The organism is Micromonospora sp. CA-246542 (assembly GCF_050942905.1).
Classification (GTDB): Bacteria; Actinomycetota; Actinomycetes; order Mycobacteriales; family Micromonosporaceae; genus Micromonospora.
The window spans coordinates 4,522,275-4,542,673 of the sequence record NZ_CP192040.1; the positions used below are offsets into that span (position 1 = coordinate 4,522,275).

General features: G+C 70.5%; 17 protein-coding genes. 10 read left to right on the forward strand and 7 right to left on the reverse strand.

The features are described from left to right. Window positions 1-265: 265 nt before the first annotated feature. From ACQP0N_RS21025 to ACQP0N_RS21045, 5 genes are all read right to left on the reverse strand, one after another. Entirely contained in the window at window positions 266-493 is a 228-nt protein-coding gene (locus ACQP0N_RS21025; RefSeq protein ID WP_433113378.1) for a ferredoxin, read from the reverse strand. Then, entirely contained in the window at window positions 490-1,719 is a 1,230-nt protein-coding gene (locus tag ACQP0N_RS21030) for a cytochrome P450 (RefSeq protein WP_433113381.1), read from the reverse strand. Before ACQP0N_RS21030 ends, ACQP0N_RS21025 begins: the two co-directional genes overlap by 4 nt. Before the next feature lie 263 nt (window positions 1,720-1,982). Next, window positions 1,983-2,804 carry an alpha/beta fold hydrolase gene (locus tag ACQP0N_RS21035; RefSeq protein WP_433113384.1) on the reverse strand — a complete coding sequence of 274 codons (822 nt, stop codon included), beginning with the start codon at window positions 2,802-2,804 and terminating at the stop codon, window positions 1,983-1,985. 19 nt (window positions 2,805-2,823) lie between these two features. Further along, window positions 2,824-3,393, reverse strand: coding sequence for a DJ-1/PfpI family protein (locus tag ACQP0N_RS21040; protein WP_355047859.1), 570 nt, complete (start codon window positions 3,391-3,393; stop codon window positions 2,824-2,826). Between the two features lie 88 nt (window positions 3,394-3,481). After that, window positions 3,482-4,174 carry a GntR family transcriptional regulator gene (locus ACQP0N_RS21045; RefSeq protein ID WP_433121726.1) on the reverse strand — a complete coding sequence of 231 codons (693 nt, stop codon included), beginning with the start codon at window positions 4,172-4,174 and terminating at the stop codon, window positions 3,482-3,484. Between the two features lie 322 nt (window positions 4,175-4,496). Here ACQP0N_RS21045 and ACQP0N_RS21050 point away from each other — a divergent pair, with 322 nt between their 5' ends. The 10 genes from ACQP0N_RS21050 to ACQP0N_RS21095 all read left to right on the forward strand — a co-directional run bounded on the left by ACQP0N_RS21050 (window position 4,497) and on the right by ACQP0N_RS21095 (window position 17,529). Then, the gene (locus tag ACQP0N_RS21050; RefSeq protein ID WP_433113386.1) at window positions 4,497-5,903 is read left to right on the forward strand and encodes a sugar ABC transporter substrate-binding protein; all 1,407 of its coding nucleotides are present in this window, start codon (window positions 4,497-4,499) and stop codon (window positions 5,901-5,903) included. After that, entirely contained in the window at window positions 5,900-6,847 is a 948-nt protein-coding gene (locus ACQP0N_RS21055; RefSeq protein WP_357125004.1) for a carbohydrate ABC transporter permease, read from the forward strand. Before ACQP0N_RS21050 ends, ACQP0N_RS21055 begins: the two co-directional genes overlap by 4 nt. Then, window positions 6,847-7,758 carry a carbohydrate ABC transporter permease gene (locus ACQP0N_RS21060; protein ID WP_396804815.1) on the forward strand — a complete coding sequence of 304 codons (912 nt, stop codon included), beginning with the start codon at window positions 6,847-6,849 and terminating at the stop codon, window positions 7,756-7,758. Before ACQP0N_RS21055 ends, ACQP0N_RS21060 begins: the two co-directional genes overlap by 1 nt. Next, on the forward strand, window positions 7,758-8,825 hold the full coding sequence (locus tag ACQP0N_RS21065; RefSeq protein WP_433113389.1) for an ABC transporter ATP-binding protein: 1,068 nt from the start codon (window positions 7,758-7,760) through the stop codon (window positions 8,823-8,825). Before ACQP0N_RS21060 ends, ACQP0N_RS21065 begins: the two co-directional genes overlap by 1 nt. Next, window positions 8,825-9,901 (forward strand): ABC transporter ATP-binding protein, encoded by a 1,077-nt coding sequence (locus ACQP0N_RS21070; protein WP_433113391.1) that lies wholly within the window; start codon window positions 8,825-8,827, stop codon window positions 9,899-9,901. Before ACQP0N_RS21065 ends, ACQP0N_RS21070 begins: the two co-directional genes overlap by 1 nt. 126 nt (window positions 9,902-10,027) lie before the next feature. Then, window positions 10,028-11,488, forward strand: coding sequence for an NAD-dependent succinate-semialdehyde dehydrogenase (locus ACQP0N_RS21075; protein WP_433113393.1), 1,461 nt, complete (start codon window positions 10,028-10,030; stop codon window positions 11,486-11,488). A gap of 60 nt (window positions 11,489-11,548) precedes the next feature. Next, window positions 11,549-12,799 (forward strand): iron-containing alcohol dehydrogenase, encoded by a 1,251-nt coding sequence (locus ACQP0N_RS21080; protein WP_433113395.1) that lies wholly within the window; start codon window positions 11,549-11,551, stop codon window positions 12,797-12,799. Window positions 12,800-12,867: 68 nt separating this feature from the next. After that, window positions 12,868-15,939 (forward strand): hypothetical protein, encoded by a 3,072-nt coding sequence (locus ACQP0N_RS21085; protein ID WP_433113397.1) that lies wholly within the window; start codon window positions 12,868-12,870, stop codon window positions 15,937-15,939. A gap of 7 nt (window positions 15,940-15,946) precedes the next feature. After that, on the forward strand, window positions 15,947-16,870 hold the full coding sequence (locus ACQP0N_RS21090) for an AEC family transporter (protein WP_433113399.1): 924 nt from the start codon (window positions 15,947-15,949) through the stop codon (window positions 16,868-16,870). Window positions 16,871-16,974: 104 nt separating this feature from the next. After that, window positions 16,975-17,529: a hypothetical protein gene (locus tag ACQP0N_RS21095; protein ID WP_433113401.1), complete on the forward strand. Its 555-nt coding sequence runs from the start codon at window positions 16,975-16,977 to the stop codon at window positions 17,527-17,529. 71 nt (window positions 17,530-17,600) lie between these two features. On the opposite strand, the gene ACQP0N_RS21100 is transcribed toward ACQP0N_RS21095, so the two are convergent. Continuing rightward, window positions 17,601-18,623 carry a hypothetical protein gene (locus ACQP0N_RS21100; RefSeq protein ID WP_433113403.1) on the reverse strand — a complete coding sequence of 341 codons (1,023 nt, stop codon included), beginning with the start codon at window positions 18,621-18,623 and terminating at the stop codon, window positions 17,601-17,603. A 197-nt stretch (window positions 18,624-18,820) separates the two neighbouring features. Next, the gene (locus tag ACQP0N_RS21105) at window positions 18,821-20,377 is read right to left on the reverse strand and encodes a chitinase (RefSeq protein WP_433113405.1); all 1,557 of its coding nucleotides are present in this window, start codon (window positions 20,375-20,377) and stop codon (window positions 18,821-18,823) included. Window positions 20,378-20,399: the final 22 nt, after the last annotated feature.

Consider the following 20,399-nt stretch of genomic DNA (forward strand, 5'->3'; position numbering starts at 1 on the left):
AACGGTTCCGCGGGGGGCCTCGGCCGGTTCGCGCCGGGCTCGTCAGCCACGACATGGGCGCGATGCGCGGCACGCGGACAACCGGCACCCGCATATCGACCGTCCGGCACGCCGCCATCGCCACGTGGGCAGCCCCGATCGCCGCCACACCGGTGACGGCAGGAGAGCGGAACGTAACCGAGGACATGTCTCCACCATAGGCGGCGTCCGCGGCGATGCCAACGCCGGACGAACGGCCGTCCTCACGCACGGTGTGGGTGACGGGTCACTCCTCCGGCGCGATCAGCCGGTCGTCCGTGACGTCCCGGACGATGATCGCCTCCACCGGGCACGAGTTGGCCGCGTCGAGGACGACCTCGGCCGGGGAGACGACGTCGGCCAGCGGCGCGGACACGCCGTCGACAAGGCGAAAGTGCTCGGGCGCGGTGCCGGCGCAGATGCTCGTGCCGATGCAACGACCCGGGTCCACCCCGACCCGCCAGGCGCTGCTCACCAGGCCACCGGCATGCTGAGCAGGCCCCGTACCAACATGCCGCGCTTCCACTTCAGCTCCGCCTCCGGTACGGCGAGCCGCAGGCCGGGCAGACGGGTGACGAAGGTGCTGACGGCTACCTGCAACTCCATGCGGGCCAACTGCGCGCCGACGCAGTGGTGTACCCCGTGCCCGAAGCCCAGGTGCGGTTTCTGCTCGCGATCGAAGTCCAGCCGGTCCGGGTCGGCGAAGACCGTACCGTCCCGATTCGCCGACGACAGTGACCCGAGAACCGGTTCCCCGGCCCGGACCAGCACCCCGCCGACCTCGACGTCCTCCTTGGCGTACCGGGCGAAGGAGGAACCGACGCCGAGCGGCACGTACCGCAGAAGTTCCTCGACCGCGGCCGGCACCAGCGACGGATCGGACCGCAGCCGCGCGAGCTGGTCCGGATTGTGCAGCAGGACGTAGACGAAGTTGGGGATCTGGGTCACCGTCGTCTCGTGACCGGCCGCGAGCAGCCCTGCGGCCAGCTCCACCAGTTCGGTCTCGCTGAGCCGGTCCTGGTTCTCGTCGCGGGCCCGCACCAGCGCGCCGAGCAGGTCGTCGATCCCCGGGTCGCGGCGGCGCTCGGCAACCAGGCCACCGATGTAGCCCCAGAGATTGTTCAGGTACTCCTGGATCGTCTCCAGAGGCAGTGAGGTGGTCGAGACGATCGCCTCGGACCAGACGTGGAAACGGTCGCGGTCGGCGTACGGGACGCCGAGCAGCTCACAGATCACCTGGATCGGCAGCGGCGTGGCGACGTGCTCCACCAGGTCGGCCGGCGGACCGAGCCGGAGCATGTCGTCGACCAGCGTGTCGGCGATCTCCTGGGTGCGAGGTCGCAGCGCTTCCACCCGACGTGCCGTGAACGCCTTGGCCACCAGCCGACGCAGCCGGGTGTGATCGGGCGGATCCATGGTCAGCATGCCGCTGTACTGCTGGCGCGGGGTGAGCCGGGGCTCGTCACGGTCGACGGCTGGCGCGCGGCCGAACCGCACGTCGCCGAGGACCGTGCGGACGTCCTCGTAACGGGTGGCGAGCCACGCCTCCTCCCCGTACGGGAGCTGCACCCGGGTCATCGGCTCGTGCTCGCGCAGCTCCCCGTAGGTCGGATCGACGACGAGGCGGTCGGGCACGCTGAACGGGTACGACCGCGCGGGCGGAACGGTTCGGCTCTCGGTGCTCTGCGCGCTCTCGGTCATCCGGCTTCCCTTCGTCGAGACGGCGTGATCCGCATGTCGGCGCCACATTCACAGCGGCTTCAGATCGCCTACGTCCAGGGCGTGGATCAGCACACCCCTACGCATCGTGACGTTTCAATGTCGGATCGTAGCGAGGGACGTCGATGATCGCCATGGAGACCAATCCGCGTCCGTACACGACAGCCGTACTCGCAGCGGATCGCTCGCGGCAGGATTGGGCTTCCTGCGCGGACTGCGGACGGTAGCGGTGACCGGGGCGTGGGTCAGTGACCTCGGTCCTGGCCGAGAAAGCACGACAGCAGTCGCCGGAACTCGTGCGGGTGTTCGACCGCCGGCACGTGCCCGCATCGGCCGAACACGTGCAGACGCACGTCGGCCAGATGTTCGAGCAGGGGGCGGGTGGCTGCCTCGATCGGGGTGACGCGGTCCTGGGCGCCGTGCACGAGCAGCACGGGCGCGTGGATCGCTGCCAGCGTCTGCGTGGTGAGGGTGAGGTCGTCGACCCATCGTGCCCTCGGTGGAGGGAACAACGACGCGTACGCGGACGCCCCGTCCCGCATCGCCGCCGCCCGGGCCTCGACGGCCGCGTCGGTCACGAGAGCCTGGTCGAGGAGGAGGCGGCCCAGCATGTCCCGTGCCCCGAGCGGGCCGGCGGGGGCGGCCCAGACCGCGTCGAGATCGGCGGACAGCGGCGCCCCCGGAGCGCCCATCGTGGAGACCGCCACGACCCGGGTCACCCGCTCAGGGTGTGCCGCCGCCAGTGCCAGCGCCACCGCGCCGCCCATGGAGTGGCCCACCACGGCGTAGGACTCGACACCGAGAGCATCCATCAGGCCCGCGGCCTGCTCGGTCCAGAGCCGGAGTCCGCTCGGCGAGCCGGCCGGCACGGGCGTACGGCCGAACCCCGCCTGGTCGGGAGCCACCAGGTGCCAGGACGTGCTCAGCGCCTGCGCCGTCGATGCCCAGGCGCCGGACCCGGTCGTGCCGGGTCCGGAGCCGTGCAGCATCAACACCGCGGGCCCGGCGCCGCTCTCCAGAACGTGGACCGGTGAACCGTCGACCGTGACGGTCCGAAGTGCGGTCACCGGGGCAGGCCAGGTGTGCTCACGCCGAGGCGGAGCTGACGGACTTCGAGAAGACCTCCATCATCGCCCTGCCGAACTGCGGCATGTCGGGCCATCCCCGGCAGGAGACGAGGTTGCCGTCCACGACGTCGGGTGCGTCGATGACCGTCGCGCCCGCGTTCTCCATGTCACCGGTGATGGGCGGGAAGCACGCCGTCTTCCGGCCCTTCAGGAGCCCGTACACCGCTGGCACCTGCGCGCCGTGGCACACCAGAGCGATGGGGAGGTTGCGCGCGAAGAAGTGCTCGGTGATGCGCCTGACGTCGGCGTCAACCCGGATCCACTCGGGGGCGCGTCCGCCGGGGATGATGAGGGCGTCGTAGCGCTCGACGTCGACCTCGGCCCAGGGCACGTCGACCGGCAGCTTCCGACCGTTCTTCTCCACATAGGCGTCGGAGTTGGGGTCGAACTCGTGGATGACCAACTGCACGTCACGCAGCGTTCGTGACGAGACGTCGACGTCCCAGCCGCCCTCCTGCACGCGGTAGTAGGGATACATGGTGTCGAGTTCCTCGGCGGCGTCGCCGGTCAGGAGCAGCGCTCTGGGCACCTGCTTCTCCTCGCGTCTGGTGGCGGGTGGTGGAGATCCAATCCGATCCGATCCGGTGGCGATAGCATTCCTCGACCCAGCCCACCCGTCAAGCCTCTACCGCCATCGATTCCGCGTCCGTGACCTCGTCGAACAATCGTCGGAAACGGTCGCCGGAGCGCAGGATGTGCCGACGCATCGCGTAGGCGGCGGCGTCGGGGTCACGCGCGGCGATCGCGGCCACGACGTCCTCGTGCTCGGCCATGGCCAGGTGGGTGACCTGGGCGTCGTGGTGCAGCCGGAAGAGGTGCACGTGACTGTGCAGACGGGCGAGCGCCTCCCGGATCACCTGGTTCTCCGCGCTGAGGGCGACCAGGTCGTGGAACGCGGCGTCGCGGAGCCCGAAGGCGCCGTACGCCGCAGGCCCCTTGCCCCCCTCCAGCTCGGCCATCTCCTCCAGCATCCGTCGCAGGCCGGCCACCTGTTCCACCGAGGCGCGTTCGGCGGACCTGCGCGCCGCCGCGGGCTCGAGCAGCAGGCGGACCTCGATCATGTCCTCGAATCGGTGGCGGGTGATCTGGGGAGGGATGCGGTAGCCGGCGTGCGGCACCCGCACGACCAGCCCCTCGGCCTCCATGCGGTTCAGGGCGTCCCGGATCGGTGTCTGGGAGACTCCCAGCTCTCGCGCCAGAACGTCGATCGTGACGCGGGAGCCGGGCTCGATCCGTAGCGACATCAGCTGCCCGAGCAGCGTGTCGTACACCTCGTCGGCGAGCCGGCCGCCCGATCTTCCCACCGGCATTCCTCCCGTCACGGCCTTGCGGCCCCGCGCGATCATCGCTCCGTCGTCCATCGTGACGTGAGGTCCCTTCTTGCGCCGTTGCGACCTGTTGACATCAGTCACAGCGCTGCGGCATGCTGACGCCCCCACCAGATCGTATAGGAAAAGTGGCGGATGATCTTCATTCTCCACCCCGCGGCGCAGTTCTGACGCCGGCCCTCACGACGGCCCGGCGCCACGCCCAGAAAACCCAGCAACCGCTTGGCGAAGCACATAGCGAGGCCCTAGAAGTCCCCATCCAGAAAGCAGGCATAACATGCGCGCTCAGAAGCGAATAGGACGAATGCCCGCTCCCGGTCGCAAGGCACGGCTGGCGACGGCGGCCATGCTGCTGGTGGCCACGACCCTGGCGGCGTGCGGCGGCGACAAGGACGACGACGCGAAGGCGAGCGCCCCCAAGGCGCCGGCGGCCGTCCCGGAGCTCAGCAAGGACCCGCTGACCCTCAGCTTCATCTGGTTCGACTGGCCGCCCGCCCAAGCGCTGGAAGCCTTCGCCAACGCGGAGTACAAGAAAGAGCGGCCGAACGCGACCATCAAGGTCAACACCGTGCCGAACGCGAACTGGCACGACGCGATGTTCACCCAGTTCGCCGCGCGCAAGACCGACTTCGACATCGCGATCCTGGACTCGCAGCACATCGGCGAGGCCGTGACGAACGGCAACATCCTCGACCTCACGGACTTCGTCAAGAACAACATCGAGGTGCAGGCCTACGACCCGTACCTCCTGGCGGCCTACGGTCAGTTCCCGCAGGCGGAGACCGGCAAACGCGACGAGAACGCCAGCCTGTACGGGCTGCCGCTGCTCGGCGACACCTGGACGATGATCTACCGCAAGGACCTGATCGGCGACAAGCCGCCGCAGACCTGGGACGAGATGATCTCGGTCGCCGGGAAGTGCCAGGCGGAGCACCCCGGTGTGAGCGGACTGGCCTTCCACCAGGCCAACGGCTCCGACGCCGCGGCCGTCACCTACAACACCGTCAACGGCGTCTACGGCGGCAACCTCTGGGACCCGAAGGCACGCAAGATCCAGGGCGTCCTCAACGACGCGGCGGGCCAGGAGGCGATGGACGTCCTGGTCAACAAGATGAAGCCGCTGACCGCCAAGGGCTCCGGCAACTGGTTCATCGACGAGACGAACGCGGCCGTCGCCCAGGGCAAGGCGTGCATCGCGTTCAACTGGATCGCGGCGAGCGGCGGCCTGCTCGATCCGAAGCAGTCGACGCTCGGCAGCACGCGGGAGCAGATCCTCGACAAGTTGGGCTTCGCCACCCTGCCGACCCAGAAGACGAACCTCGTCCCGCTCGGCGGCATGGGCATGCACGTCTCGGCCTACTCCGGCGCGGCGAACCAGGCGGAAGCCCTGAACTTCATGAAGTGGTTCGAGCGGGCTGACATCCAGAAGAAGTGGGCCGCCGCCGGTGGCGTGCCATCACGTACCGACGCGATCCAGTCACCCGAGTTCCTCAACGCCGGGCCGTTCAACAAGGTGTACGCCGACTCGGTCCCCCGCATGCGGGACATGTGGAACGTGCCCGAGTACGCGCGCCTCGTCGACATCGAGAACACCAACGTGAACGCGGCCCTCAACGGCGCGAAGAGCCCGAAGGACGCGCTCGACGACATCGCCAAGGAGCAGCAGAGCGTGCTCGACTCGAGCAACCGCAAGGGCGGCGGCGGGCTGTGAGCGACGCCCCTCTGACGACCGAACACCCCGGGCAGGTGGCGTCCGCGACGCCACCTGCGCCGGGTCGGTCCCGCCGGCTGAGCGACCGAGGGCTCGCCGTGGCCTTCATCTCCCCCTCGCTCCTGCTGTTGCTCGCCATGTCGGTCTTCCCGTTGCTGTGGTCGTTGTACCTGTCCTTCACCGACTACTCGGCCACGCGCGGAGGTCCCGCCGAGTTCGTCGGGTTCGGGAACTACACCGCCATCCTGACGTCGGCCCAGGTCCACACGAGGGCCCTGACGACTCTGGTCTACGTGATCGGCGCGGTCTCCCTGCAGACCGTGCTCGGTTTCGGCATCGCCTACCTGATCTCTCGGCGCACCCGCGGGCGCGGAGCGCTGACCACCCTGTTCCTGGTCCCGATGATGCTGTCGCCGGTCGTGGTCGGGTTGTTCTGGCGCTTCATGCTCGACGCGCAGTTCGGCGTGGTCAACAGCATGCTCGGCTCGGTCGGCCTCGGGCAGGTGGAGTGGCTCACCCGGCAGCGGACGGCCCTGATCTCGCTGATCGTGGTCGACACCTGGCAGTGGACGCCGTTCATCATGCTCATCGCGCTCGCGGGCCTCAGCGCGGTGCCCAAGTACCTCTACGAGGCCGCCTCGATCGACCGCGCGTCCGAGTGGTTCAAGTTCCGCACCATCACTCTTCCGCTGGTGTGGCCACTGCTGCTCATCGCCGTGATGTTCCGGGCCATCGAGGCGTTCCGGCTGTTCGACCTCGTCTACATCCTCACCAACGGAGGCCCGGGGGTCTCCACGGAGACGTTGTCGTTCCACATCTACAAGGTCGCGTTCCTGGGCTTCAACACCGGAACCGCGTCGGCGTACGGAATCCTCATGGTCCTCGTCGTCATCGTCCTCACGCAGCTCTACCTGCGTTATCTGAACAAGCTCAAGGAGGACTGATGGCCGTCTCCGTCGACGAGGCCGTGTCCACCGGTCCGGCCGGGGACCACACACCTCCCGCGCGCCGCCCCGGCGGCCGGGGCCGCTCCGCGGTGGAGGTCGTGCTGCTGACCGTGCTGGCCGCCGTGATGCTCTTTCCGGTGCTGTGGATGATCGAGACGTCGATCAAGGAGAACCGGGACGTCTACGCCATCCCGGCCAAGTTCTTCGACTTCGCCGTCACGTTGCAGCATTACAAGGACGTGTTCGTCGCCCAGGGCGACGGCCGCACGCCCGTGTCCGTCAGCTTCCTCAACTCCTTCGTGGTCGCCGGCGCCTCCACGGTGCTGGCCACCGTGCTGGGAGTCCCGGCGGCCTGGGCCTACTCACGCTTCGCCGTGAAGGCCAAGAAGGACCAACTGTTCTTCATCCTGTCCACCCGCTTCATGCCGCCCGTGGTGGTGGTGATCCCGATCTTCCTCATGTACCGCCAGGTCGGACTCATCGACAACAAGATCGGCCTGATCCTCATCTACGCCGCGTTCAACGTGCCGTTCACGATCTGGATGATGAAGGGGTTCGTCGACGAGGTGCCCGCGGAGTACGAGGACGCCGCCATGCTCGACGGTTACACCCGGCTACAGGCGTTCTGGCGATACACGCTTCCCCAGCTCCTACCCGGCATCGCCGCGACGGCGGTCTTCGCGCTCATCTTCTCGTGGAACGAGTTCGTGTTCGCCATCTTCCTCACGTCCAGCGACAGCGTCCGGACGGCCCCACCCGCCATCGCCGGCCTGATCGGCGGAACCACCACCGACTGGGGTCTCGTGGCAGCGGCCTCCGTGGTGTTCGCCCTGCCGGTGCTCATCTTCGCCTACCTGGTGCGCAGGCACCTCATCGCCGGCGTGACGCTCGGGGCGGTGCGACGCTGATGGCGGGTATCGAGGTAACCGCGCTGCACAAGCGCTACCCGGACGGCACGGTCGCGGTCGAACAGGTGGACCTGTCCATCGGCCACGGCGAGCTGTTCGTGATGCTCGGCCCCTCGGGCTGCGGCAAGACGACCACGCTGCGGGCCATCGCCGGCCTGGAGCGGCAGACGTCCGGCGACATCCGCATCGGTGACACGCTGGTCAACGACCTTCCGCCCGCCGAGCGCGACATCGCCATGGTGTTCCAGTTCTACGCCCTCTACCCGCATCTGCGCACCCGCGACAACCTGGCGTTCCCCCTGCGGGCCGAGGGACTGCCCAAGCAGGAGGTGCACGCCCGGGTCGAGGAGGCCGCCCGGCTGATGCGGCTCGGTCCCCTGCTGGACCGGCGACCGCGCCAACTGTCCGGTGGGGAGCAGCAGCGCGTCGCGCTCGCGCGCGCCCTGGTGCGACGACCGCGCGCATTCCTCATGGACGAGCCTCTCACCAATCTGGACGCCGAGCTGAGGGCGGACATGCGCACGGAGATCAAGCACCTGCAGGGGGAGCTGGGGGCGACGATGGTCTACGTCACCCACGACCAGGTCGAGGCGATGTCACTCGGTCACCGGATCGCCATCCTCAACAAGGGCCGCGTGGAGCAGATCGGCACGCCGCTGGAGGTCTACGACCGCCCGGCGAGTCTCTTCTGCGCCGCGTTCATCGGCTCCCCGCCGATGAACCTGATCGACGTGGAGGTGGTCGACGGCATGCTGCACGGTCAGGGCGGTCTGGTCCTCACACCACCGTCCGGCCTGCCGCGCGACCGTCGCCTGGTCGCCGGCGTCCGGCCGGAGGCGCTGGAAGTCACCGCGCCAGGGACGGAAGGCACGATCCCGGCCCGAGTGGTCTCGGCGGAGTGGCTGGGCGACGAGATCATCTACGTGGTCGACCACGGCGGCGAGCGCGACGTACGGGTTCGGATGCCACCGACCATCCGTTTCGCCCCGGACGCGAAGGTCGGGCTGCGGCACACCGGCGGAACCCCGGCGGTCTACGACGTGCGCACGGAAGAGCTGGTGGCCTGATGGGAACCGTGGCAGCGCACGGGCTGCGCAAGTCCTTCGGCAAGGTCCAGGCCCTGGACGGGGTGACGCTCGACGTGCCGGACGGCTCGTTCTTCGTCGTGCTCGGGCCCTCCGGGGCGGGTAAGACGACGACCCTGCGGGCGATCGCCGGCCTCGAGAAGCTCGACGCGGGGTCGGTGCACCTGGACGGTAGAGACGCGACCGGTGACGCGCCGGCCGAGCGGGACCTGGCCATGGTCTTCCAGAACTACGCCCTCTACCCGCGACACACGGCGTACGAGAACATCGCCTCACCGCTGCGGGCACGCCGCCGTTCGTCGAGCGAGATCGCCGCCGCCGTCGAGCAGATGTCGAAGCTGCTGCACATCGAACGTCTGCTGAAGCGTCGTCCCGCCCAGTTGTCCGGCGGTGAGATGCAGCGGGTCGCGCTGGCTCGGGCGCTGGTCCGCAGCCCCCGGGCGTTCCTCATGGACGAGCCGCTGACGAACCTCGACCTCAAGCTCCGCGTCGAGATGCGCACCGAGCTCACACGTATCCACCGGAGCCTCGGCGCGACCTTCGTCTACGTGACCAACGACCAGGTCGAGGCCCTGTCCATGGCCGATGCGGTCGCGGTCCTCAAGGAGGGGAAGGTGCAGCAGGTCGGGACACCGACCGAGGTGTACGAGCGTCCCGCCAACCAGTGGGTGGCGGGGTTCGTCGGGAGCCCGCCGATCAGTCTGCTCGCCTGCCGCGCCGAGGGGGATCGTCTGGTCGGCGCGGACGGCTGGACGCTGCCGCGCCCCCGCTGGACCACTGCGGAGGACGGTCGTGCGCTGCTGCTGGGCGTACGCGCGGAGGACCTGTCCGTCGAGCAGCGCGGGGACGCGTCGTTGTCGGGAGAGCTCTACGGGCTCGAGCCGCTCGGCGACCGCACGGTGGTCGACGTCCGGGTGGGGACCGAGATCCTCAAGGTCAAGGCACGACCCACCATCACCGGTACGCCGGGCGAACGACTGTCGGTCACGGTCGACCTGGACCGTGCGCACCTGTTCGACGCGGACACCGGGCTGTCGCTGTCCGAGGCGGGGCGGTAACGCGCCGAACAGACCGAGACACCTTCGCCCCCGCCCCGACGAGGGCGGGTGACCCGTCCGTCCACACGAACGGGCGATCACTGGGGCACTCCGCACAGCACCACGAAGATCACAGGAGGCGACGCAATGAGTGACCCGATGACCGTCCTGGCCCCCGAGCACCGGCGGCTCCGGATCGGCGACGCCTGGCGCGACGCCACGAACGGGGCCACCTTCGCCGTCGAGGACCCCGCCACCGGCAAGACCATCGCCGAGGTGGCGGACGCCGACGTCGTCGACGGGCTCGCCGCCCTGGAGGCGGCGAGCACGGCGATGCCGGGGTGGGCGGCGACCCCACCACGGAAACGGTCGGAGTTGTTGACCGCGACGTACCGGGCACTGGTCGAGCGGTCCGAGGAGGTCGCCCGGCTGATCACGCTGGAGATGGGTAAGCCACTCGCCGAGGCTCGGGCCGAGGTGTCCTACGGCGCGGAGTTCTTCCGGTGGTTCGCCGAGGAGGCGGTCCGCGTCGAGGGTCGCTACAGCGCCGCCCCCGCCGGCGGATACCGCATCCTCACCGTGCCGAAGCCGGTCGGACCGTGTGTCTTCGTGACGCCCTGGAACTTCCCGCTGGCCATGGGCGCCCGCAAGATCGCTCCTGCGCTGGCCGCCGGCTGTACGACGATCACCAAGCCCGCGGGCCAGACGCCGCTCACCATGCTGTTCCTGGCCCGCCTCATGGAAGAGGTGGGCGTACCGCCGGGCGTCGTCAACGTGGTGACCACCAAGCGTTCCGGCGCGGTGGTCTCGGCGCTGCTGGCCGACAACCGGACCCGCAAGCTGTCGTTCACCGGGTCGACCGAGGTCGGACGCGTGCTGCTCCGGCAGGCTGCGGACAACGTGCTGCGTACCTCGATGGAACTTGGCGGCAACGCGGCGCTGATCGTGTGTGCGGACGCCGACCTGGACGTCGCCGTCGGCGGCGCCATGGTGGCCAAGATGCGCAACATCGGGGAGTCCTGCATCGCGGCCAACCGGATCTACGTCGAGGAGCCGGTGCGCGAGGAGTTCACGGCGCGCTTCGTCGAGCGGATGGGCGCGCTGTCGGTGGGTCATGGCCTGGACGACGGCGTGGATGTCGGGGCGTTGATCGACGAGGCCTCGGTCACCGCGATCGACGAGCTCGTCGTCGACGCGGTGGATCGGGGCGCCCGGGTGCTGGTGGGCGGCAAGCGTCCGGATGGGCCGGGCCACTTCTACCCGCCCACCGTCGTCGTCGACGTGCCCGACGACGCGCGGATGCTGAAGGCGGAGATCTTCGGTCCGGTTGCGCCGATCATCTCGTTCACGTCCGACGACGAGGTGCTGGCGAAGGCCAACGACACCGAGCACGGCCTGGTCGGGTACGTCTTCACCCGTGACCTGCGGCGGGCGCTGCGGTTCACCGAGGGGCTGGAGACGGGAATGGTCGGCATCAACCGTGGTCTGATCTCGGACCCGTCAGCTCCGTTCGGGGGCGTGAAGCAGTCCGGCATCGGCAAGGAGGGGTCGCACGAGGGCATCCTCGAGTACCTCGACCTCACCTACGCGGCGATCGACCTGCCGTGACCGGCGCGCCGCCCCGAGCTTGCGCCCCGCACATCAGCGACGTTCTGGAGAGGCACCGACATGCTTGAGACCGTCCGCGGACCACGCCAGCTCATCGTGGGCGAAGGGGTCGCGCAGAACATCCCCCGGGTGGTGGCCGAGAGTGGATCGCGGGTCCTCGTGGTGACCGACCAGGTTCTCCTGGGCCAGCCGGGCGTCGCCGAGATCGTGGCCGCCGTGCGGGAGCGGGTCGACGTCGTCGAGGTGTTCTCGGACGCGACGTCGGACGTGCCACTCGCCGACGTCGCCGTGGCCGTCGCGGTCGCCAACGAGGTGGAGGCCGACGTGATCCTCGCCATCGGGGGTGGCACGGTGATCGACCTCGCCAAGATCGTCGGCGTCATCCGACGCCACGGTGGGACGCCGCGCGACTTCTACGGCGAGTCGCGGGTACCGGGGCCGACCCTCCCTCTCATCGCGGTCCCGACCACGTCCGGGACCGGCTCCGAGCTCACCCCCGTCTCGGTGTTGACCGACCCGGACCGCGAGCTGAAGGTGGGGGTCTCCAGCGTCCACATCGTGCCCGACTTCGCCATCGTGGACCCCGAGCTCACCTACTCCTGCCCGGCGACCGTCACCGCCCACTCCGGCATCGACGCGTTCTGCCACGCCGTGGAGAGCTACACCGCGCGACCCCGGCCCCACGGACCACGCGACCCGGTGGAGCAGGTGTTCCTCGGCCGCAACCCGATCACCGACCACTACGCGCTGCTGGCCGCGGAGCGGATCGCCCGGAGCCTGCGTCGTGCCGTCCGCAACGGCGGCGACCGGGACGCGCGCGCGGACATGTCGTACGGGTCGATGCTCGCCGGGCTCGCCTTCTCCCACGCGGGCAACGCGGCCCCGCACGCCCTCCAGTACCCCATCGGCGCGGCCACGCACACCCCGCACGGCCTGGGCGTCGGACTGCTCCTGCCCTACGCGTTGGACGCGGCCCGGGATGCCGTCGAAGACCGGTTGGCCATCCTCGCCGGGGTGTGCGGGCTCGACGTGGCCGACGCCTCCGATGCCGAGGCCGCGGACGCGTTCCTCACCTGGCTCGACGGTCTCCTCGCCGACATCGGCATCCCACGCACCCTGGCGGACATCGGCGTGGCCCGCGCCGACCTGCCACGCTTCGCGGAGATGGCCAGTGGCGTCACCCGCCTCATCCAGAACCACCCGGGCCCGACCGACACCGCCAGCCTGACCGCGATCCTCGAAGCGGCCTGGACCGGGGACCGGACCCGACACGTCCTGACTCCGAGCGGAGATGGTGCCGGTAACGGGTAGCCGACGACGCTCGCCGCCGGCTTCCGCGCGTCGAGGACGAAGGCCGGTGCGACCACTACCATGCGAGCGTGGCTCACGTTGCCCCGGCCCGCAGGCCGTACCCGCTGCTCATCGCCGTGGCGATCGTGCTGGCGCTCGGAGCGGCCACGGCCTGGGCGGTCGGTGACACGCTGGGGCTGAGCCACTCCCCCGCCGCCGTGCCGCGCGAGGAGGCTGTCGCGGCACCGGCGCGGACGCCCGCGCCGGTGCCGCCGTTGGCGTCCCTCGTCGTACCCGACGATCCCCGGCTCACCAAGGCCGCGACCGCCGTCGCCGACGCGGTCGTCTTCCGCGGCCGGCCCCGGCCGGTGCTCGCCCCGGGCGGGTCCGCGACCACCGCCTCGGGCACCGGTACGGCGGGCGGCGGGCCGCCCGACCTGTCGGCGGTACGCACGCTGCGGGCGGGCGTGCTGGCCACTCTCCGTGGGACGCCCGAGTCGTACCGGCTCGACGTGCGCGGCACCGAGTTGGCCGTCCAGGGTGGTGACGTGGCGGGCGTGGCAGCCGGGATGTACCAGCTGGCCGACCGGATCCGCTCCGGCGTCGAGGCGCTCTCCCCGGGGGACACGGGTCGGGTGGTCGCACCCCGGCTCGGCCTGCGACTGACCGATGCCGGTTCGGTGGGCCGCGAGCCCGACCCGGCCGCCTTCGCCGCCGGCGACGACTACGGCCTGAACACCGACGTGGTCGCCTCGGCGGTGCTGCCCCGCGCGCCGTGGGTGGACGCCGCCGCGGTGGCCCGCATCGACGCGCAGTTTCGGCAGCTCGTCGACCACTCGGTGGCGCAGGGATACAACGGGATCGTCGTGCCCGGCTTCCTGGAGTACGTCACGTTCGCCACGGTCGGCGACGGACGCGCGGTCTATCCGCCCGGCGACCCGCACGTCGACCGGGCGCGGGCGATGGTCACGGCGTTCGGGCCCGTCTTCCGGTACGCCGAGGACATGGGGATGAAGGTCTTCCTGCTGACCGACATGCTCGCGGTGTCGCCCCCGTTGGAGGCGTACCTGACGCGGACCGTGGGCGGCCTCGACGTGGCCGACCCCCGGCTGTGGGCGGTCTACCAGGCCGGCCTGGCCGAACTGTTCGAGGGCATGCCGTTCGTCGACGGCCTGATGGTCCGCATCGGCGAGGGCGGCGAGGTGTACGCCGGAACCGGGTGGGACTTCTCGTCCCGGCTCGCGGTCACCACGGAGGCGTCCGTACGCGCGATGCTGCGGGCGCTGCTGGACACGGCGGGCCCGGCCGGGAAGGAGATCATCTTCCGCAGCTGGACGGTGGGCGTCGGCGCGGTCGGCGACCTGCACACCAACCCGGAGTCGTACGCGCAGGTCCTCGGCGGGCTCGACGACCCGCACCTGATCGTGTCCACGAAGTACACCCTCGGCGACTTCTACAGCCACCTGCCGCTGAACACCACCCTGCTGGGCGGCGGGCACCGCCGCATCGTGGAGTTCCAGGCCCGGCGCGAGTTCGAGGCGTTCGGTTCGCTGCCCAACGACCTCGGCCCGCTGCACCGCGAGGCGCTGCGCGCGTTCCTCGCCGCCAACGCAAACGTCGAGGGCGTCTGGAACTGGACCCAGGACGGCGGACCGCTGCGCGCCGGGCCCATGTCGCTGTACCTGCGCGCCGGCTTCTGGCAGCTCTACGACCTCAACACGTACGCCGTCGGCCGCCTGGCCTGGGACCCGCAGGTCGACCCGGCGCAGGTGACGGCGGACTGGGCGTACCGCACGTTCTCCGCCGACCCGGGCACCGTCGCCGCGATCGGGCAGGCCATGGCGCTGTCCCGGCAGGCGGTCACCAAGGGCCTCTACATCGGTCCGTACGCCGACCGCTCGGTACGGGCGCTCGGGCTCGAACCGCCGCCCATGATGTGGATTTTCGAGTGGGACATCCCGACCGGCGACTCCGCAGCTCTGGACAGCATCTACGCGGTGACCGGCGGCCGCGTCGACGAGGCGATCCAAGAGGGTACGCAGGCCGTCGCGCTGGCCCGGCGCATGCGCGACCTGGTGGCCGCGACCGACCCGGCGACCTGGCGGGACGCCGAACTGCGCGGACGCTTCACCGCGACGCTCGACTACCAGGTCGACCTGTTCGAGACGCTTGGCGCGTACCGGACCATGGTGCTGCGGCACGCGCAGTGGCTGGACACGGGCGCACCGGCCGCCCTCCGCGAGTGGCGGCGGGCAGCGGCGGCGTACCAGCATGCGCGCGACGCACACCGGCAGCGCTACGACGCCGACCTGGACCTGCCGGCGTACAACTTCACCGCCGCCGACCTCGGGGCGCGGCGTGCCGACCGGGACCCGGCGATGGCCTGGGCGGCCCGGGCGCTGCTCGCGTCGATCCTGCTGGTCCTGCTGCTCGGCCTGCGCGGTCGCGGGTTCGGCGCGGCCGCCTCGCGCGGACTGCTGCTCGGCGCGCTCCGGCCGTGGCGGATCGCCGCGCTGCCGACACCCCGCACCCGGGCGGACCGGCTGATGGTGTGGCTGGTCCCGGCCGTGGTCCTGGTGGCCAGCCGGCTCGTGTCGACCTGGTTCGCCGCGCCGGCACACCTGCTGGTCACCCTCGGTGGATGGGCGCTGTTCGCCCTCGTCGTACGCCTCGTCGTCGGCCGCCGGGATCCGTTCCACCTGTGGGCCGCGCTCGGCGGCGTCGCGCTGCTACGCAGCGTACTTCTCCTGGCGGCGCTCGCCCTGCGCGGACCCGGCGGCTACTGGTTCGCCTTCTGGACCGCGCCGGGCCTGCGCGCGGCGTACGTCACCGTCGCGTTCGCGGCGTTCTGCTGGCTGTTCGTGGTCACGGCGGTGGTCCTGCGGGACCGCTACGGCCTGCGTCGCGCAAGTGCGGTCGGGCTGACCCTGACCGCCGTGGGCGTGCCGCTGGGCGCACTGTCCACCCTGGTCTGGGCGGTGGGTCTGGAACGCGCGCTGACGGTGTGGAACGACCAACTCGCGCTGCTGCCCTGGGGCCTGTCCCGCATCCTCGGCATCACCGTCTATCTCGGCATCCCCACCCAGCTCCCGGCATACGCCGCCACCGCCGGGATCGCCCTGGCCGTCGCCGGTCTGCTCCTGTCCCTCGGCCGCGAGTGACCCTCGGATGAGCCTGGTGTCGGCGTTCGTACCGATCTGGATCCTCACCGCGGTCGGCTACGGGGCCTGTCGCCGGGGCCTGCTGGGCGAGGCGGTGGCGACGGTGCTCGGCCGGTTCGTGTTCCACCTCGCGATGCCGTCCGCCCTGTTCCTGGCCCTGTCCCGAATGCCACTCTCCGGGTTCGCCGGCCGCTCGCTGCTCGCCTTCGGGATGAGCACTGCCGCGGTCGTCGGGTTCGGCTGGGTCGGCGCGAGTCGGCTGTTCGGTCGCACGCCCGGCGAACGGCCGATCTGGGGCATGGCCGCCGGTTACGTGAACTCGGCGAACCTCGGCATTCCGATCGCGACACAGGTGCTCGGCAACGTGTCGTTCCTGGCGGAGGTGGTACTGCTACAGGTGCTGGTGGTGACGCCCGTGGTCCTGATCGCCCTGGACCGGCACAGCGACCCGGCCGGGCGGGTACGGGTCCGCCGTATCGCCTCCCTACCGGTCCGCAACCCGGTGATCCTGGCATCGCTGCTCGGCGTGGCGTGCTCGGCTGCCGACCTGCGCCTGCCGTCGACAGCCGACGCGTCGCTCACCCTGCTGGCGGGCGCCGCGGTTCCGGCCGCCCTGGTCGCGCTCGGCGCGTCGCTGCACCGCCCGGCGGGGGCGCGGGCAGAGCCGGCCGACCTGGCCGAACTGGCCGTGCTCGCCACGCTGAAGCTCGTCGCGCAGCCGGTCATCGCGTACGTGGCCGGGCTGGCCCTGCACCTGTCCGCGCCGCAGTTGCTCGCCGTGGTGGTGTGCGCGGGCCTGCCGACAGCGCAGAACACGTTCATCTTCGGCCAGGAGTACGGCGTCGGCGAGACCATCGCCAACCGGGCGGTGGTCGTGACCACGACGCTGTCGCTGGGCACCCTGGCCGCGACGGCGGCGCTGCTCGGATAGGCCTGGGGGGGGTACGTGTACCCAGGAGGGGCTGAGTATGCGTGCCGATCCATCGCTCGCCGACGATGCGCAGGATGGTTCGCATGCGAAGGACACTGATGGTGATGACGGCCATGATCCTAGGGCTGGTCTCGGTGAGCGGGCCGGCGGCGGCGCAGCAGCGGCCACGGGGAATCCCTGACCGGGTCATGTTGCAACCGGACGATCTCGGCGGAGCCGTGCCGGGGCCGGTGGAGGACGGGCTGGTGTGGTCGCTGCTACCGCAGCCGTGCGCGGATACGCCCGTGCCCGGGCCCGTCGTGAGCCGCACCCAGGCGGCCGATCTGGGTACCCGCTTCCGGATCTACGAGAACGTCGCCCGGTACCGCGGCGATGGGGCACACGCGTACCTCACCGAACTGAAGGCGCAGCTCGCCCGGTGCGGGGTGGGTGGCGACGAGGAGGGCTTCGACCCGGTCGCCGAGGACCACCTCGGGCCGGACTCGGTGCTGTTCCTCGGCACCTGCGACGAAGGCGACCGCTACGTCGGCTATGTCGCCGCCGCGGTTGGCCACTACGTGGTGGTGGTCATGATGTCGGACTCGTACCTGGGTGCGGCTGACCTGACCACGTTGAACGGCCTGGCGAACGCCGCGCGGAACCGGGTGGCCGCGGCTTGACGCGATCGGAGGCCGGCTCTCTTGGGAAGGGTCGGCCTCCGGTCGGTACACAGGTCGCGGCGGCGACCATGTCAGCAGTCGGTCCAGCGCGCCGGGAGCAGTCGGGTGCCGCCGTTGACGTACCCGACGACGAGGCCGTCGTCGGCGATTCCCCCGCTGATGACGATTTGGACGTCCGGGATGGCGCCGGGCAGGGTGACGAGCCGGTCGCCGTGGTCGACAACTCGGGTGCCGAGCACTACGCCCTGACTGTTGACGGCCTGCGGAAACCCCAGCGCCGGGTGCAGGGCGGTGGCCACGCCGGTGCGCAGATCCCAGCGCACCGGGGTGCTGTCCTCGTCCTCGCTGCCGATGCCGAAGCGGCCGACCGCCCAGTTCCCCCGGGCACCGTAGACGTACACCCACCGGGCACCGGGGACGGTGAACCGGTCGGTCGTCCCGTCGGGATGGCGTACCCAGCCGGATACGCCGGTGCCGCCGACGATGGTGCCGTCGTCGAAGATCTCCACCGCGCCATAGTGGGGCGGGATGTCGATCACCTCGACGGTGCCCGGCCGGTCGGCGGGCCAGAGCAGCGGCAGAGCCGTCTCGGTCTCCTCGACGGCGCCGCTGCCGACGATGTCACCGCGAGCGTTGATGCTGTGCACCGAGACGTTGGCGACCACCGGCGGGACGGGCAGCCACTCCAGCCGCCCCTGCGTGTAGCGCCAGGGACGGTGGACGTCACCGACATAGGCAGTGCCGATGGCGACGCCATACCTGTTGATGCTGTCGACCTGCGGCTCCGTTTGAAATTCGACGACGGTGAGGCGGGGTTGGTTCCACACCCCGGGCCGGGTGGCCCAGAGCAGCAGCAGCGGCTGCCGATCCTCGCCATCGACCCGGTAGCCGGGACCAGCGATGAACCGACCGGTCGGGTCGACCGCCCGAGCTTGACCATTGAGGTCCGCGGGCAGAGGCAGTGGTCGTAGTGTGCAGGCCGAGCCGGTTCGCGCCTGCGGCACAGCCGTGGCGACTCCGGGCAGGCCCAGCGTCACGACGAGGACGCCGGCGGTCAGACCGGCCAGGAAAGTGTTCCGAGAGATCCGGGTCATCTCTGCCTCCAGTGACGCGCCGTGGTGATGTGCTCACCCAAGCATGTCGGCCCCGCCACCGGAAGTGCTCTGCGGTCGTTCGTTGAGGTTGCTGTGCCGCTGACGTCCACGGTGGAACGCCGCGCGGGCCAGGTCGCGGCCCGGTCCGGATCGACCGGGCCGCGACGCTGATTCCGGCTGTTGCACCAGTCTCGCGGTCAGGGCAGCGCCTTGAGGAACGGGCCGTGGTTCAGCCGGAATTCCCAGGAGTAGTAGCGGTCCCAGTTGATCGACCAGGTCATGAGCCCTCGGAAGTTGGGATTGGTTCCGCTGCGCGGGGTGTACGTGCCGCAGTTCTGGCCTCGGACCAGGCAGGTCACCGCCTGCTGCACGCCCGCTGGGGCGAGGTAGCCGTTGCCGGCGCTGGTGGAGGAGGGCGCGCCGAACGCGACCTGGTCCTCGCGCAGTGCGGGGAAGACCGCGTTGGCGTTCCCGGCCACGGGGAAGCCGGCCAGCAGCATGTCGGTCATCGCGATGTGGAAGTCGGCGCTGCCCATGGTGTGGTACTGACCATCGAGCCCGACGATGGGGCCGGAGTTGTAGTCCTGGACGTGCAGGACGGTGAGGATGTCCCGCAGCGCGTAGATCACCGGCAGGTACGACCCGGCCCTGGGATCCTGGCCACCCCAGGGGCCGGAGCCGTAGAACTGGTAGCCGAGCTGCACGAAGAACGTCTCCGGGGCCATCGTGAGCACGAAGCCGCTTCCGTAGCGCTGTTTGAGCTCGCGGATCGCCGAGATCAGGTTCACCACGACCGGGGTGGTCGGGTTGCGGAAGTCGGTGTCGCCGGTGTTGAGGTAGAGGGAGTGGCCCTCGAAGTCGATGTCCAGGCCGTTGAGGCCGTACCGGTCGATGATCGCCGACACCGAGCGGACGAACGTGTCACGGGCTGCGGTCGTGGTGAGCTGCACCTGCCCGTTCTGACCGCCGATGGACAGCAGCACCTTCTTGCCCTGCTGCTGCTTGGCGCGGATCGCCGCCGTGAACTGGGCCTCGGTCTCCACAGTGGGGCACTCGGCCACCGGGCAGAGTTGGAAGCGGATGTCGCCGGAGGTGACGGAGGTGGGTTCGCCGAAGGCGAGGTTGACGATGTCCCAGTCGTCGGGCACGTCGGCCATGCGCAGGTATCCGGCGCCGTTGGCGAAGCTGGCGTGCAGGTAGCCGATCAGCGCGTGCTTCGGCAACCCCGTGTTCGGCGGCGGGCTCGTGGGCGGTGTGGTGGTCGGCGGCGGTGTCGTGGGAGGCGCGGTGGTCGGTGGTGTCGTGGTGGGTGGCGCGGTGGTCGGTGGCGTCGTGGTGGGGGGTGCGCCGCCACCACCGCACGCCGCGCCGTTGAGTGTGCAGTCGACGGGCGAGCCGGAGCCGGTGGCCAGGAAGCCGAACGACGCCGACGCGCCGGGGGCCAGGGTGCCGTTCCACGAGCGGTTGGTGAAGGTGTGCCGCTGCCCGGCGCTGCTGACGGTGGCGTCCCAGTACGAGCCGAGGGTGGTGCCGCTCGGCAGGGTGAAGGCCACCTGCCAGCCGGTCATCGTGCTCGACCCGCCGTTGGTGATGGTGTAGCGACCCTCCCAGCCGGTACCCCAGTCGGACGTCTTGGTGAAGACCGCCGTCGGGCCGGCGGCCAGGGCCGGGTAAGCGAAGGTCAGGGTCGCCGCGGCGGCGGAGACCAGGGCTGCCAGGGCAGCCAGCAACGGTGTTCGTAATCTGCGCGCCATCCGGTCCTCCCGAGGGGTGCCC

Bases quoted from the DNA above. Each gene is read 5' to 3' on its own strand.
- ACQP0N_RS21030 (WP_433113381.1), bottom strand. From the start codon at position 1,719: ATGACCGAGAGCGCGCAGAGCACCGAGAGCCGAACCGTTCCGCCCGCG.
- ACQP0N_RS21045 (WP_433121726.1), bottom strand. From the start codon at position 4,174: ATGCCGGTGGGAAGATCGGGCGGCCGGCTCGCCGACGAGGTGTACGAC.
- ACQP0N_RS21050 (WP_433113386.1), top strand. From the start codon at position 4,497: ATGCCCGCTCCCGGTCGCAAGGCACGGCTGGCGACGGCGGCCATGCTG.
- ACQP0N_RS21060 (WP_396804815.1), top strand. From the start codon at position 6,847: ATGGCCGTCTCCGTCGACGAGGCCGTGTCCACCGGTCCGGCCGGGGAC.
- ACQP0N_RS21065 (WP_433113389.1), top strand. From the start codon at position 7,758: ATGGCGGGTATCGAGGTAACCGCGCTGCACAAGCGCTACCCGGACGGC.
- ACQP0N_RS21070 (WP_433113391.1), top strand. From the start codon at position 8,825: ATGGGAACCGTGGCAGCGCACGGGCTGCGCAAGTCCTTCGGCAAGGTC.
- ACQP0N_RS21075 (WP_433113393.1), top strand. From the start codon at position 10,028: ATGAGTGACCCGATGACCGTCCTGGCCCCCGAGCACCGGCGGCTCCGG.
- ACQP0N_RS21080 (WP_433113395.1), top strand. From the start codon at position 11,549: ATGCTTGAGACCGTCCGCGGACCACGCCAGCTCATCGTGGGCGAAGGG.
- ACQP0N_RS21090 (WP_433113399.1), top strand. From the start codon at position 15,947: ATGAGCCTGGTGTCGGCGTTCGTACCGATCTGGATCCTCACCGCGGTC.
- ACQP0N_RS21095 (WP_433113401.1), top strand. From the start codon at position 16,975: ATGACGGCCATGATCCTAGGGCTGGTCTCGGTGAGCGGGCCGGCGGCG.
- ACQP0N_RS21100 (WP_433113403.1), bottom strand. From the start codon at position 18,623: ATGACCCGGATCTCTCGGAACACTTTCCTGGCCGGTCTGACCGCCGGC.
- ACQP0N_RS21105 (WP_433113405.1), bottom strand. From the start codon at position 20,377: ATGGCGCGCAGATTACGAACACCGTTGCTGGCTGCCCTGGCAGCCCTG.